The following is a 13,949-nucleotide window of genomic DNA, read 5'->3' on the forward strand; positions in this document are numbered from 1 at the left end:
ATAGACGCACAGTGTACTTGAAAGCGTCACGTCGCGACCAGTTTAACCCCGCAGGTCCTTCTGAATAACCGTTTCAACGCAAACGATAAACCTTTGTGGGTTGTCTAATAACTGAGACTCTCCTGTGCTATAGTCGATAAATACTGAGAGCTTATCTTTCTGCGCTTTCCTCAGAGGGATACGCTTTTAAGGGAGAACCTATGCAACAATACTGTGAGTTGGTACGCCGTAAATATTCAGAGATTGCCAGCGGCGATCTGGGATATGTGCCCGATGCATTGGGCTGTGTATTGAAAGCATTGGACGAAGTGGCAGCAAACGCTGACCTTCCGTCCTCCGTTAGGGACCAGGCGGCCTACGCCGCCGCTAACTTATTGGTGAGCGATTATGTCGATGAATGATGAGTACCAACCCATCAATTGTGATGACTACGACAATCTCGAGCTCGCCTGCCAGAGTCACCTGGTGTTGACACTGAAGCTGCGTAGCGGAGAAATCGTTGAGGCGAAGGCTAACGATCTGCTGATGCGTAAGAAAGTAGAATATCTGGTGGCCGAGGTGAACGGCGAACAACGCGATCTGCGTCTGGATTACATCGAAAGCTTTAGTCATCCGGAAATTGGCACCGTGGTGGTCAGCGCCGAATAGCGCGCCCTGCGCACGTCAAACTCACGGGCAATCTCAGGATTGCCCGTTTGCATTTCTGAACCCGGCTATTTCAGCGGCTCGAGGCTGGCGTAATAGGCCGCCAAATCGCTGATGTCCTGATCCGAAAGCGACGCCGTAAACGCCTGCATCACCCCAGCCTGCCCGCCGCTGCGCTCACCTTTCTTATACGCATGTAACGACAGAGCCAGATAATCTGCATTTTGCCCGGCAAGGTTTGGGTAAATCAAATTCGCCGCTTTCCCGTTTACACCATGGCAAGCGGCACAACTGGCCGACTTGGACTGCCCGGCCGCACTGCTTCCCTGAGCGAAAACCGGCGAACTCACCAGCATCAGCGCCAAAATACCTGCAACGATACGCATCACTTCTCCCGCTGGCAGATAATATCCACCTAAGAATGAATCATTTTTTATTGGACAACAGACCAGATAACCTGCCATTGCGCTTCATTATTTTCGGCCACGGCCTGACGGGTGATAAACCAGCCGGGCGCGGCGATAAGCGTTTCATTGTAGTAAATCAGCGGAATACGGTCACGCTGCCAGGGCGGCACACCGAGTTCAGACCATAACTTCTTAGCCTGACGCGCACGATCGCGCCCTACTTTTTCGATATTCCCCTGCGCCTGAAAACGTATCGTGACGATTTCACCGGGACGCGGCTGGCGAAAGCGTGAGTGTTCACTTGTCTCGCCAACAGCAGTATCGACAGCTAAAAACCCCAGCCCGTCCGGCAGCGTGAGGATTTTTGCAGGATCCCAGGCCAACACGAGATCTTTCAAAGGCTGAAATTCTGGTAACAGATACAAGCGCTGACGAAAACGACGTACAGTCAACGCGCCCAGCCTTAACTGCGCCTGAGCATCTTCACGGCTCAGCGCCACTTCATTCCAGATCATTTGTAACTGTTCGCGCGAAGGCATCTTCGCGCCGCATGCGGCCAGCCAGCGGCGCAGTAAGGCAGAACGTTTCGCAGCAGAAACATAGAGCAGCCCTTCTAACGCTAAACTGCCCTGCGAATCCGTTAATCCGCTCAGACATTCACTCAGCAGTTCATCCAGAAGAGATTCCTGTTCCGCACACAGCGCCGCGCTGCGGGCGGTAGCCTCTGCGAAATGTGGCCATCGCTGATACAACGCCGGAAGAATATCTAGACGCAGGAAGTTACGGTCAAATCGGACATCCTGGTTACTGTCGTCTTCGATCCAACTGAGATGATGCTGGCCGGCGTAGTCTTCCAGCTGCGCACGGCTAAGTTCCAGCAGAGGGCGTAACAGACGATAACGCGGCGTCAGGCTGTCTGCGCTCATAGCCGACAATCCCGCAGGCCCGCTGCCGCGTTTTAGCGCCAGCATAAACGTTTCGCACTGATCGTTCAGATGCTGTGCCGTCAGTAATACTTCATCGTTTGCAAGACTGTCTGAGAATACCTGATAGCGAGCCGTTCTCGCCGCTGCTTCAACGCCACCGTCTTGCGCATTAAGCTGCACATACGCGACAGAAAACGCGATGTCATGACACAGGCAGAATTTATGGCAATGCGCTACCCAACTATCGGCAAACTGGCTTAGGCCGTGATGGACATGTAACGCACGCAGTTGGATTTCAGGCCGTAAAGTATCACGCAGCTCCACCAACCCTGCCAGTAGCACGGTGGAATCCAACCCACCGCTGAATGCCACGCAAAGTTTTCGCGCATCGCCAATTTTCTTGCGCAGATGCTCAGGCAGAAAACTGGCCGCTGAATGTGAATTCATAGTATTACCGGGATTCGTACAGTTCTAACGGCAAGCCGTCAGGATCGCTGAAAAAGGTAAATTGCTTGCCGGTATAAGGATCAACGCGAACGGGTTCACAGTTCACGCCCGCCTGCTCGAGCGCGGCAACACACTGTGCAATATTATCAACGCTGAACGCCAGATGACGTAGCCCGCAGGCTTCCGGATGACTTGGGCGTGCCGGGGGAGTCGGGAAGCTGAAGAGTTCGATGGTGTACTGGCCATTGAGCGCTAAATCCGCTTTCCAGGAATCACGCTCTTCACGATAAAACTCCTCCACAAGAGTGAAACCGAGGATATCGCAGTAGAAACGTTTACTGGCCTGATAATCAGACCCGATGACGGCGATGTGATGAATTTGGCGTAGGTTGATCATGGCGTTTGTCCTGTAGATTCTTGTGGTGCACGTTACTCAGCACACCCGCAGACGTCAATAAAAAGCCCTCATCATGAGGGCTTTGGGTTATTCAGCGTCCGGAAGTTTAAGGACTTTCACCAGATAGCGTCCGTCTTCGGTCATACGCGCACCGTGAATATCCGTTTCAAAGCCTGGATAACGTTCGCCAATCGAGCACAGCATGATCAGGAAATCGAGCACGGCACGGCTTTCTTCGGTGATCATCTCGCCCGGCATCACAACCGGTACGCCCGGCGGATAAGGCAGGATCATATTGGCCGAGACTTTACCGATCAGTTCATCAATGTCACATTCGTCGATATGTCCGCGCACCTGATGCTGGAACATTTCGTAAGGCGTCATTTTCATTTCTGGCAGGACATCAAAGGCTTCCAGCATTAAGCGCGGCAAATCATGACGGACGATCAGCTTGTGAATCCCCTGCGCCAGATCCTGAATACGCATATTACGATAGAAATCAGGGTCTTCCGCGTATAGGTCGGGAAGCATATTTTTTACGCGGAGATTGAGATCGTAACTGCGTTTGAAATCGGTCAGTCCGCGCATCACGCTCATGGACTTGGTTTTATCAATACCTATGCTGAAAAGGAAAAGAAGATTGTACGGGCCGGTTTTTTCCACCACCACCCCGCGCTCATCGAGGAATTTCGCCACCAGCGCCGCCGGGATCCCCTCTTCTTCCAGCTTACCCATTTCGTTCATACCGGGCGTGAGGATCGTCACTTTGATCGGATCCAGATACATATGATCGGTATCCGCATTGGCAAATCCGTGCCAATTGTCATCCGGATTGAGCGGCCAGCACTGAGCTTCATCAATGTGTTCCGGCTGCCAGATATCAAAGAACCAGCCGTCAGTTTCCTCGCGCAACCTCTGGATCTCTTTGCGAAAATGCAGTGCGCGTTCAACGGAACGATTGATCAGCCGCCGTCCGGGATTCCCGCGCAGCATCGCCGCCGCCGTTTCCGCTGAAGCCACAATGCCGTAGTTCGGCGATGTCGTGGTATGCATCATATAGGCTTCATTAAAAGTGCTTTCGTTGTAATCACCTTTAATGTGGATCATCGACGCCTGCGAGAATGCTGCCAATAACTTGTGCGTAGACTGGGTTTCATAAATGACTTTTCCAGGAACGCGTTCGCCACTCATCCCGCTTTTTCCATCATATATCGGGTGGAAATTGGTATAAGGCACCCAGGCCGAATCGAAATGAATCGACGGGACGTCCAGGGTGCTTTTAATGTAATCAGTGTTGTATAACAGACCATCGTACGTGGAATTGGTGATGACAGCGTGCACCGGCCACGTGGCATTTTCCGTTTGCGTGATTTTCTCTTTAATACTTTCACGGGTGAATTCGTGTTTGGGGATCCCGCCGAGAATGCCGTAAGCGTTACGGTGCGGACGCAGATAAATCGGTACGATATTGGTCATCATCATCAGATGCGCCAGCGACTTATGACAGTTGCGGTCAATCAGCACTGTGCTACCCGCAGGCGCAGCGTACATTCCGACAATTTTGTTAGCGGTCGAGGTGCCATTAGTCACGATATAGCTTTGCTCGGACCCAAAAGTACGCGCGATGTATTCTTCGGCTTCCAGATGCGGACCGGTGTGATCGAGCAAAGAACCGAGTTCGGTGACTGAAATTGACACATCAGCCTTCAGCGTTTTGGCTCCAAAGAAATCATAGAACAGCGTGCCGACCGGGCTTTTAAGAAACGCCGTGCCCGCCATATGACCTGGCGTACAAAACGTATATTTCCCTTCCTCGACGTATTTAAACAGCGCTTTGGTCAGCGGCGGCGTGATCGTATCAATGTATTCGTCGGTGTACTGGCGGATACGTTTGGCGATGTCATCAGCGGCGGTCAGCGCATACTCAAAGAAATACAGCACCATACGCATTTCATTCACATCGACGTCAAGCGTCGAATGCGTATTAATAAATGCGTACAGTGGCAAGTATTCGTTGAGCTCATTAATTTCTGTACACAGCTCTTCGCTGTGCTCGTCCCAGTCAAAAATTGCTCCGCAAATGCGGGCGTTATTTTCGATGAGTTTCAGTAAATCAGCGCGGTCTCGCGGATAAATCACCTGGAACCCGAGAAGCGTCAGGGCGCTATCCAGTTCGCGGATTGGCTCTTCTTTATAGTAAGCCCCTTCCGGGCGCATGATAGCGATAATATTCATCTGACAAATCCTTCTGTTATTGGTATCTAATATAATTATAGAAACACGGTTAGCGCCGGGTGTGTACCCTTTCGCACTGATTTTCTGGCTGGCAGAGGGAAATTAAGAATGCAGGAAAGGGTGACGAAGAAAATTAGACAATAAAAAAGGCCATGCATTTGCATGGCCTTTCCGATACTGGGCTGAATCAGCAGTAGCCGTAAGTCATCAGGCGCTGATAACGACGGTTACGTAATTCTTCAGTGCTCAGCACATCCAGATCGCTCAGATCAGCTTCCAGCTGCGCACGCAATGAAGCCGCCATCGCTTCAACGTTACGGTGAGCGCCGCCCAGAGGCTCAGGGATCACCGAGTCGATCAGCTTAAGTTCTTTCAAACGTGGAGCAACAATGCCCATCGCTTCTGCTGCCAGAGGTGCTTTATCAGCGCTCTTCCACAGAATTGACGCACAGCCTTCCGGCGAAATCACCGAATAGGTGCTGTATTGCAGCATGTTCACTTTATCACCCACGCCGATAGCCAGTGCACCACCTGAACCACCTTCACCGATGACGGTACAGATGACCGGCACGTTCAGACGTGACATCTCACGCAGGTTACGCGCGATCGCTTCAGACTGGCCACGTTCTTCTGCACCGACACCTGGGTATGCACCCGGAGTATCGATGAAAGTGATGATTGGCAATTTGAAGCGTTCAGCCATTTCCATCAGACGTAATGCTTTGCGATATCCTTCCGGGGCTGGCATACCAAAGTTGCGACGGACTTTCTCTTTTGTTTCACGGCCTTTCTGATGACCAATGATCATCACGGCACGTTCACCCAAACGAGCAATCCCGCCAACGATAGCTTTATCGTCAGCGAATGCACGATCACCGGCCAGTTCATCAAAATCAGTAAAGATATGTTTGATGTAATCCAGGGTATAAGGGCGACGAGGATGGCGCGCCAGTTGGGCAATCTGCCAGGCGCCCAGATCAGAGAAAATCTTACGAGTCAGTTCAACGCTTTTCTCGCGCAAGCGTGCAACTTCTTCATCCAGATTAATATCCAATTTTTCGTCTTGACGGCTGACTGCAGTCAGCGAGTCAATTTTCGCTTCGAGTTCCGCAATCGGCTGTTCAAAATCAAGAAAATTCAGACTCATAGCATTCCTATTTTAGTCAAATTCCAGTTCCACCTGCTCACTACCGACCAGGCCTCGCAAATCCAGCAACAGTTTGTCCGTTGGCGTAACACGCCATGACGCCCCGAATCGAAGCCGGGCTCTTGCATTTTCTCGTTGGTAATACAGATGTACTGGTATCGTCCCCGATCGATGAGGTTCCAACGATTGGCGGAGACGGTTCAAAAGCTGGTCATCAATTTGCCTGTCAGTCAGCGAGATAGCAAGACCGCGAGCATATTTTTCCCGTGCTTCACTGATGTCCATTATATCGCGGGCCATCATTTTAAGCCCGCCGCTGAAGTCATCAAAGCTGACCTGTCCTGTGGCGATAAGGATACGGTCTTTTTCCAACAAATGCTGGAATTTTTCCAATGCTTCGGTGAACAACATCACTTCCAGACGACCTGAGCGGTCGTCTAACGTACAGATCCCAATGCGGTTACCGCGCTTGGTGACCATAACCCGTGCAGCGAGAACCAGCCCCACTGCAACAGTCATTTTACCCCGTTCGGTCGGGTGCATGTCTTTTAAACGCTGGCCGCCGCCATAACGCTCGATTTCTTTAAGGTATTGAGTGATCGGATGGCCGGTGAGATACAGGCCCAGCGTCTCACGTTCACCGTCCAGCACTGTCTGTTCAGGCCAGCGCATGACGTTGGCGTAAGACTTCTCCACCTGCTCCGGGGCTTCAGCCAGAACGCCAAACATATCGACCTGACCGATAGCCTCGGCTTTCGCGTGCTGATCAGCGGCTTTCAGGGCATCCGGCAAAGAACTCATCAATGCGGCGCGATGTGGGCCCAAACGGTCAAACGCACCGGACATAATCAGTTTTTCGAGGATACGCTTGTTGAGTTTTTTCACATCCGCGCGGGCGCAGAGATCAAACAGCTCCCTGAAATATCCCCCTTCGTTACGCGCCTCAATGATCGCTTCAATCGGGCCTTCACCCACGCCTTTGATTGCACCGATACCGTAAACGATTTCACCTTCGTCGTTAACGTGGAAATGATACTGACCGCTGTTAATGTCCGGCGGCAGGATTTTAAGCCCCATACGCCAGCACTCATCCACCAGACCGACCACTTTCTCGGTGTTATCCATATCTGCGGTCATTACGGCCGCCATGAACTCAGCGGGGTAATGCGCTTTCAGCCACAGCGTCTGGTAAGACACCAGCGCGTAAGCAGCGGAGTGGGATTTGTTAAAGCCATACCCGGCGAATTTCTCCACCAGATCGAAGATTTTAATCGCCAGCTCACCGTCGATGCCGCGCGCTTTCGCGCCATCTTCAAATCCGCCACGCTGCTTGGCCATCTCAACCGGGTTTTTCTTACCCATTGCACGACGCAGCATATCCGCGCCGCCCAGTGAATAGCCCGCCAGAACCTGCGCAATCTGCATAACCTGTTCCTGATACAGGATAATGCCGTAGGTCGGCTCCAGTACCGGCTTCAGGGATTCGTGCTGCCACTGGATATCCGGATAGGAGAGCTCTTCGCGACCGTGTTTACGGTCGATGAAGTTATCAACCATGCCGGACTGTAAAGGCCCTGGACGGAACAGCGCCACGAGGGCAATCATATCTTCAAAGCTGTCGGGCTTAAGGCGTTTAATCAAATCTTTCATGCCGCGAGATTCAAGCTGGAAGACCGCGGTGGTCTCCGAGCGTTGCAGCATGTCAAAACTTTTCTTGTCATCGAGCGGAATAGCTGCGATATCCAGCGGCGGCTCGCCCGCTTTGGCACGGCGGGCGTTGATCATCCCGAGCGCCCAGTCGATGATGGTCAGCGTACGCAGGCCGAGGAAGTCGAACTTCACCAGCCCGGCATATTCCACGTCGTTTTTATCGAACTGCGTGACCGGGTGATTACCCTCAGCATCACAATACAGCGGCGCAAAATCGGTAATTTTGGTCGGTGCGATCACCACACCACCGGCGTGTTTACCGGCGTTACGGGTGACCCCTTCCAGCTGACGCGCCATGTCGATCAACGACTTAACTTCTTCATCCGCTTCGTAAATTTCCGGCAACTGCGGTTCAGCCGCAAAGGCTTTTTCCAGTGTCATGCCCGGATCGGGCGGCACCAGTTTGGAAATACGATCGACAAATCCGTACGGATGTCCCAGCACGCGGCCCACGTCGCGGATAACCGCTTTGGCCGCCATCGTACCGAAAGTTATGATCTGCGAAACCGCTTCGCGACCGTACATTTCTGCCACGTGATCGATAACCTGATCGCGTTTCTCCATACAGAAGTCAACGTCAAAGTCGGGCATGGAGACACGTTCAGGGTTAAGAAAACGTTCGAACAGCAGGTCGAATTCAAGCGGATCGAGATCGGTAATTTTTAGCGCATATGCCACCAGAGAACCCGCACCGGAACCACGTCCCGGCCCGACCGGCACGTCGTTATCTTTCGACCACTGAATGAACTCCATCACGATCAGGAAGTAGCCGGGGAAGCCCATCTGGTTGATCACTTTAAGTTCAATATCCAGACGCTCGTCATATTCAGGGCGTCGCTGGGCGCGAACTTCAGGATCGGGGAACAAGAACTCGAGGCGCTCTTCGAGGCCGATTTTCGATTTATCGACCAGGAAATCTTCTGTGGTCATGTCACCGGTCGGGAATTGCGGCAGGAAATACTCGCCCAGACGAATGGTGACGTTACAGCGTTTGGCAATTTCCACACTGTTTTGCAGCGCTTCTGGAATGTCTTCAAACAGCTCGCACATTTCATCTTCACTGCGCATATATTGCTGAGCAGTGTAATTGCGCGGACGCTTTGGATCGTCGAGCGTAAATCCGTCGTGGATCGCTACGCGGATCTCATGGGCGTCAAAGTCTGTCGGCAGCATGAAACGCACATCGTTGGTCGCAACGACCGGCAGGCCACGCTCAGTGGCCAGCGCAACGGCAGCGTGCAGATAGTTTTCTTCTTCGGCGCGGCCGGTACGGATCAGCTCAAGATAATAGCGATCCGGGAAATATTGCTGGTAAAAGTCCAGGCAAAGCTCAACCTGTAAATCGTTACCGCGCATCAGAAACTTGCCGACATCGCCCATTTTGGCGCCAGAAATCAGGATCAATCCTTCATTCAATTCTGCCAGCCATTCGCGGTCGACAATCGGCCCCGCCGCACCATAACCGCGCTGATAAGCACGAGAGATGAGCAACGTCAGGTTCTGATATCCCTGATTGTTCATTGCCAACACCGTCAGCTGCGCCAGTTCATCGCCAAGGATCTCGCTTTGGATGTTCAGATCGGCACCGATGATCGGCTTGATGCCAGCGCCGTGTGCGGCACCGTAAAATTTGACCAGACCGCACAGGTTAGTGAAGTCGGTGATCCCCAGAGCGGGCATGCCGAGTGCCGCTGCGCATTTCACCAGCGGACCCACTTTCGCGAGCCCATCCACCATGGAATAGTCGCTATGTACACGCAGATGAATAAAACGAGGTTCGGCCATGTCCAGAGTCCAGAAATGAGTGAATTAAGGGTTTGTATTTCCCGCTAAGCCAGGAAAGGAACAAGGTGACGCGTTACGCCAGCCCGAGTGCGCGTTTCACTGGTGCGAAACTGCGGCGATGATGCGCTGTCGCGCCAAACCGGGCGAGACTTTCAAGATGCACCGGCGTCGGATAGCCTTTGTGTTTCGCAAAGCCATATTCCGGGAACTGCAAATCCAGTTCAACCATTTCGCGATCGCGGGTGACTTTCGCCAGAATGGATGCCGCACTGATTTCGGCCACTTTGCTGTCCCCTTTCACCACGGCCTGAGAAGCCATCGGAAGCTTTGGACAACGGTTGCCGTCAATCAGCACCATATCTGGCGTGATGCCAAGACCGGCGACGGCTCTTTGCATTGCCAGCATGGTGGCATGCAAAATATTCAGTTCATCGATTTCATGCGGTTCCGCCCGGCCCAGACTCCAGGCGAGCGCTTTCTCTTTAATTTCGATATACAACGCTTCGCGGCGTTTCTCGCTGAGTTTTTTGGAATCCGCCAGACCTTTAATCGGATTGGCTGGATCGAGGATCACTGCAGCGGTCACTACAGCGCCTACCAGCGGGCCACGCCCCACTTCATCCACACCGGCAATGCACACGGCCTGTGGATAGATAAAAACGTTATTCATCGGCTTGCCAGCTCCATTACGGCCTGAGCGGCCTGCTCATCTGCATCACGGCGGATGCTTTCATGCAACTCCAGGAAAGTATTACGCAGTTCCAGGCTCTTCTCACCGCCGGCCAGCAAAGGCAGCAGCGCAGCGGAAAGCTTATCCGGCACACAGTCGGTTTGCAGTAACTCGGTGACGATTTCGCGTCGGGCGAGCAGGTTAGGCAATGAAACGTAGGGAGTTTTCACCAGACGTTCTGCCAGCCAGAAGGTAAATGGCTTCATGCGGTAACCTACCACCATCGGGCATTTCGCCAGCATACACTCGAGCGCAGCCGTACCGGACGCCAGTAGCGCAGCATCGCTTGCGATCATCGCTTCGCGCCCTTTGCCATCGAGCAAATGCGCAGGAAGGTCGGGTGCAATTTCGGCTTTGATACGTTCGAACTGCTCGCGACGTTTGGCATTCACCAGCGGCACAACGATGTGTAAATCCGGATACGTCTGTCGCAGCTGAAGCGCCGTTCTCAGGAAATCAGCACTGAGCATTTCCACTTCAGCATGACGGCTACCCGGCAACAACGCCAGGCAATGCACATCTTCAGGAATGCCCAAAAACAGGCGCGCAGCTTCTTTGTCTGGATGCAGCGGCATCGCGTCAGCCATCGTGTGGCCAATAAAACGGCAGGGAACGTTGAATTTGTCGTAAAACGCTTTTTCGAAAGGCAGAAACGCCAGTACCAGATCGGTGGCTTTTCCAATTTTGAAAACGCGTTTTTGTCGCCATGCCCAGACTGATGGGCTGACATAGTGAATAGTGCGGATACCGCGCTGTTTCAGACGACCTTCGAGCGTGATGTTAAAATCAGGGGCGTCGATGCCCACAAACACATCAGGCTTAAGTTCGCTGAAACGTCGGGTCAAATCTTTGCGGATTTTCAACAAGCGTGGCAGACGCTCTAACACTTCTACCACACCCATTACCGCCAGCTCTTCCATTTCGTACCAGGTTTCACACCCTTCCGCCTGCATCAGCGGACCCGCGACGCCAACAAAACGTGCGTCAGGGTGGTGTTTCTTTAGGGCTCGAATCAGCCCGGCGCCAAGAATGTCACCGGACGTTTCACCGGCCACAAGGCCAATTGTCAGAACAGGCTTTTGCATTATTTTCCGTAGCGCAGATCAGCGAATAATACCGCGGGTTGAGCGACTGAAGAAATCACTGAAAGGTTTGACTTTCGGGAATTCAGCGGCAATCGCAGCGATTTCCGGTTGTGCTTCTTCCAGCGTTTTGCCACTGCGATACAGTAACTTATAAGCATTACGAATAGCGTGCAGGTCTGCTTTCTCAAAACCGCGACGTTTAAGCCCTTCGATGTTAATACCAAAAGGTGTCGCGTGGTTACCCTGCGCAATCACAAACGGAGGCACGTCCTGAGCAACGCCAGAACACCCACCGACCATGACGTGTGCGCCGATGATGCAGAACTGATGCACTGCGGTCATACCACCAATGATAGCGAAATCGTCGATCTCAACATGGCCGCCAAGGGTCGCGTTGTTCGCCAGAATGCAGCGATTTCCAATGACGCAATCATGGGCGATATGCGCGTTAACCATCAACAGGTTATCGCTGCCCACTTTTGTCAGACTACCGCCCTGAACGGTCCCACGATGAATGGTCACGCTCTCACGAATATTGTTGCGATCGCCGACCTCAACGCGTGTTGGTTCACCGGCATACTTCAGGTCCTGGTTAATTTCACCAATGGACACGAACTGGAAGATGCGGTTATCGCGACCAATTTTGGTCACGCCATTAAGAACTACGTGTGATTTAAGCTCAGTACCTTCGCCGATTTCCACCTGGGAACCGACATAACAGAAGGGACCGATATGAACACCAGCACCGATAACGGCACCTTCTTCAACAATAGCGCTTGGATGTATATAGGCGGTTTTGTCTATCATGTATTAAGACTCCCGGCGACGGGCGCACATCATTGATGCCTCGCAAGCAATCTCACCATCTACTTTCGCGACACCTTTAAAACGAGCAACACCACGACGCTCTTTAATGAATTCAACTTCCAGAATCATTTGGTCACCCGGCAACACCGGACGTTTGAAGCGTGCATCATCAATTGCTGCAAAATAATACAGTTCGCCCGGTTCCAGTTTTCCAACGCTTTTAAACGCCAGAATACCAGTGGCCTGTGCCATGGCTTCCAGAATCAAAACACCTGGAAAAATCGGCTTGCCTGGGAAATGTCCCTGGAAAAACGGTTCGTTAAAGGAAACGTTTTTCACTGCGCGCAAAAATTTCCCTTTCTCAAAATCCAACACGCGATCAACCAGCAAGAACGGGTAACGGTGTGGCAGTAAATCCAGTATCTCTTCAATACGCAGAGTATGAGTGTCAGTAGTCAAAATACTCTTCCTGTCTATAAAAACTGATGGCATCAAAAACACGGCCTGCCAGACCCCAAAAAAAGGTCATCAGGCAGGCCGCAAATAGGAACGAATGCCGCAGGTTCACCCGTTAAGGGAACGCATTGCAGCACCGTAAGTGGTAATTAGTCTTTTTCGATTTTACGCTCGACAGCTTTCAAGCGCTTATTCATCTCGTCAATATTCATTACCAATGCAGCCGTTTTACGCCAAACTTTATTCGGTTGTAACGGAATACCGGAGGAGTATACCCCAGGTTCGGTGATTGGTCGCATTACCATTCCCATTCCTGTCACCACGGCCTGGTCACAAATCTCCATGTGACCATTGATAACACTGGCTCCGCCAATTTGGCAGTAGCGTCCAATTTTCAGACTACCGGCCATAATTACGCCGCCAGCAACCGCCGTATTGTCTCCAATCACGACGTTGTGTGCAATCTGACATTGATTGTCAATGATGACACCGCTGCTGATAATAGTGTCATCCAGCGCACCGCGGTCGATAGTGGTACAAGCACCAATCTCAACGCGATCGCCAATAATCACGGTCCCCAGTTGTGGGATCTTAATCCAGTTACCGCGTTCGTTCGCGTAACCAAAACCGTCAGCACCGATCACCGTACCTGACTGAATCAGGCACTGCTCACCAATCTCAACGCGATGATAGATAGAAACATTGGCCCAGAGACGGGTACCCGCTCCTATTTTAGCTTCTTTGCCGATAAAACAGCCTGCGCCAACGATAACGTTATCGCCTAACACAACGCCTGATTCGATGACTGCATTAGCGCCAACCGAGACATTCTTACCTAAAGAAGCACTTTCAGAAATTACCGCGCTCGCAGCAATATCTTGTGCCGGTGCCGGAGTGGTATCCAGCAGTTGCGCCATACGCGCATAGGTCAGGTAAGGGTTTTTAACCACTAATGCCGCAGTAGGGCAAAATGGCAGATCCGCTTCCGTCAACACTACGGCGCCTGCGCTGCAGGAGGCCAACTGTTCACGGTAACGGCTGTTTGATAAAAACGTGATTTGCTCAGAGTGTGCGGAATGCATTGAAGCAACGCCGGTGATGGCAATTTCGCCATCACCGTGCAATTGTGCATCCAACTGCTGTGCGAGATCAGCCAGTCGAATTGAAGACAT

General features: G+C 52.1%; 13 protein-coding genes. 2 read left to right on the forward strand and 11 right to left on the reverse strand.

All coding sequences use genetic code 11. The features are described 5' to 3' along the window. Nucleotides 1–200 precede the first annotated feature (200 nt). Together GE278_16700 and rof are read left to right on the forward strand one after the other, a co-directional pair. Nucleotides 201–401, forward strand: a complete 201-nt coding sequence (locus tag GE278_16700; protein QLK62308.1) for a hypothetical protein — start codon at nt 201–203, stop codon at nt 399–401. After that, nucleotides 388–648 (forward strand): Rho-binding antiterminator, encoded by a 261-nt coding sequence (gene rof / locus GE278_16705; protein QLK62309.1) that lies wholly within the window; start codon nt 388–390, stop codon nt 646–648. Before GE278_16700 ends, rof begins: the two co-directional genes overlap by 14 nt. Nucleotides 649–713: 65 nt before the next feature. Here the strand turns inward: rof and GE278_16710 are convergent, their stop codons facing one another. The 11 genes from GE278_16710 to lpxD all read right to left on the reverse strand — a co-directional run bounded on the left by GE278_16710 (nt 714) and on the right by lpxD (nt 13,949). Continuing rightward, on the reverse strand, nt 714–1,031 hold the full coding sequence (locus GE278_16710; protein ID QLK62310.1) for a c-type cytochrome: 318 nt from the start codon (nt 1,029–1,031) through the stop codon (nt 714–716). A 47-nt stretch (nt 1,032–1,078) separates the two neighbouring features. After that, complete coding sequence (gene tilS, locus GE278_16715; protein QLK62311.1) at nt 1,079–2,425, reverse strand: tRNA lysidine(34) synthetase TilS; 1,347 nt, start codon at nt 2,423–2,425, stop codon at nt 1,079–1,081. A 4-nt stretch (nt 2,426–2,429) separates the two neighbouring features. After that, nucleotides 2,430–2,822, reverse strand: a complete 393-nt coding sequence (locus GE278_16720; GenBank protein ID QLK62312.1) for a VOC family protein — start codon at nt 2,820–2,822, stop codon at nt 2,430–2,432. Nucleotides 2,823–2,909: 87 nt separating this feature from the next. Next, nucleotides 2,910–5,057, reverse strand: coding sequence for a lysine decarboxylase LdcC (ldcC, locus tag GE278_16725; protein ID QLK62313.1), 2,148 nt, complete (start codon nt 5,055–5,057; stop codon nt 2,910–2,912). Between the two features lie 187 nt (nt 5,058–5,244). After that, on the reverse strand, nt 5,245–6,204 hold the full coding sequence (gene accA / locus GE278_16730) for an acetyl-CoA carboxylase carboxyl transferase subunit alpha (protein ID QLK62314.1): 960 nt from the start codon (nt 6,202–6,204) through the stop codon (nt 5,245–5,247). 12 nt (nt 6,205–6,216) lie between these two features. Beyond that, a complete protein-coding gene (dnaE, locus tag GE278_16735) occupies nt 6,217–9,699 on the reverse strand; it encodes a DNA polymerase III subunit alpha (GenBank protein ID QLK62315.1) in 3,483 nt (1,160 codons plus the stop codon). Nucleotides 9,700–9,772: 73 nt separating this feature from the next. After that, on the reverse strand, nt 9,773–10,369 hold the full coding sequence (rnhB, locus tag GE278_16740) for a ribonuclease HII (protein ID QLK62316.1): 597 nt from the start codon (nt 10,367–10,369) through the stop codon (nt 9,773–9,775). Then, nucleotides 10,366–11,514 carry a lipid-A-disaccharide synthase gene (lpxB, locus tag GE278_16745; protein ID QLK62317.1) on the reverse strand — a complete coding sequence of 383 codons (1,149 nt, stop codon included), beginning with the start codon at nt 11,512–11,514 and terminating at the stop codon, nt 10,366–10,368. The genes rnhB and lpxB overlap by 4 nt, the downstream gene beginning before the upstream one ends. Before the next feature lie 18 nt (nt 11,515–11,532). Continuing rightward, nucleotides 11,533–12,321 carry an acyl-ACP--UDP-N-acetylglucosamine O-acyltransferase gene (lpxA, locus tag GE278_16750; GenBank protein QLK62318.1) on the reverse strand — a complete coding sequence of 263 codons (789 nt, stop codon included), beginning with the start codon at nt 12,319–12,321 and terminating at the stop codon, nt 11,533–11,535. Between the two features lie 3 nt (nt 12,322–12,324). Further along, nucleotides 12,325–12,780, reverse strand: a complete 456-nt coding sequence (gene fabZ, locus GE278_16755) for a 3-hydroxyacyl-ACP dehydratase FabZ (protein QLK63322.1) — start codon at nt 12,778–12,780, stop codon at nt 12,325–12,327. A 146-nt stretch (nt 12,781–12,926) separates the two neighbouring features. Then, nucleotides 12,927–13,949: a UDP-3-O-(3-hydroxymyristoyl)glucosamine N-acyltransferase gene (lpxD, locus tag GE278_16760; GenBank protein QLK62319.1), complete on the reverse strand. Its 1,023-nt coding sequence runs from the start codon at nt 13,947–13,949 to the stop codon at nt 12,927–12,929.

The organism is Enterobacteriaceae bacterium Kacie_13, from assembly GCA_013457415.1.
Classification (GTDB): Bacteria; Pseudomonadota; Gammaproteobacteria; order Enterobacterales; family Enterobacteriaceae; genus Rahnella.

Coding starts and splice junctions, on each gene's coding strand:
- GE278_16710 (QLK62310.1), bottom strand. CDS start 1,031: ATGCGTATCGTTGCAGGTATTTTGGCGCTGATGCTGGTGAGTTCGCCG.
- rof (QLK62309.1), top strand. CDS start 388: ATGTCGATGAATGATGAGTACCAACCCATCAATTGTGATGACTACGAC.
- ldcC (QLK62313.1), bottom strand. CDS start 5,057: ATGAATATTATCGCTATCATGCGCCCGGAAGGGGCTTACTATAAAGAA.
- GE278_16700 (QLK62308.1), top strand. CDS start 201: ATGCAACAATACTGTGAGTTGGTACGCCGTAAATATTCAGAGATTGCC.
- accA (QLK62314.1), bottom strand. CDS start 6,204: ATGAGTCTGAATTTTCTTGATTTTGAACAGCCGATTGCGGAACTCGAA.
- GE278_16720 (QLK62312.1), bottom strand. CDS start 2,822: ATGATCAACCTACGCCAAATTCATCACATCGCCGTCATCGGGTCTGAT.
- lpxD (QLK62319.1), bottom strand. CDS start 13,949: ATGTCTTCAATTCGACTGGCTGATCTCGCACAGCAGTTGGATGCACAA.
- tilS (QLK62311.1), bottom strand. CDS start 2,425: ATGAATTCACATTCAGCGGCCAGTTTTCTGCCTGAGCATCTGCGCAAG.
- lpxA (QLK62318.1), bottom strand. CDS start 12,321: ATGATAGACAAAACCGCCTATATACATCCAAGCGCTATTGTTGAAGAA.
- lpxB (QLK62317.1), bottom strand. CDS start 11,514: ATGCAAAAGCCTGTTCTGACAATTGGCCTTGTGGCCGGTGAAACGTCC.
- dnaE (QLK62315.1), bottom strand. CDS start 9,699: ATGGCCGAACCTCGTTTTATTCATCTGCGTGTACATAGCGACTATTCC.
- rnhB (QLK62316.1), bottom strand. CDS start 10,369: ATGAATAACGTTTTTATCTATCCACAGGCCGTGTGCATTGCCGGTGTG.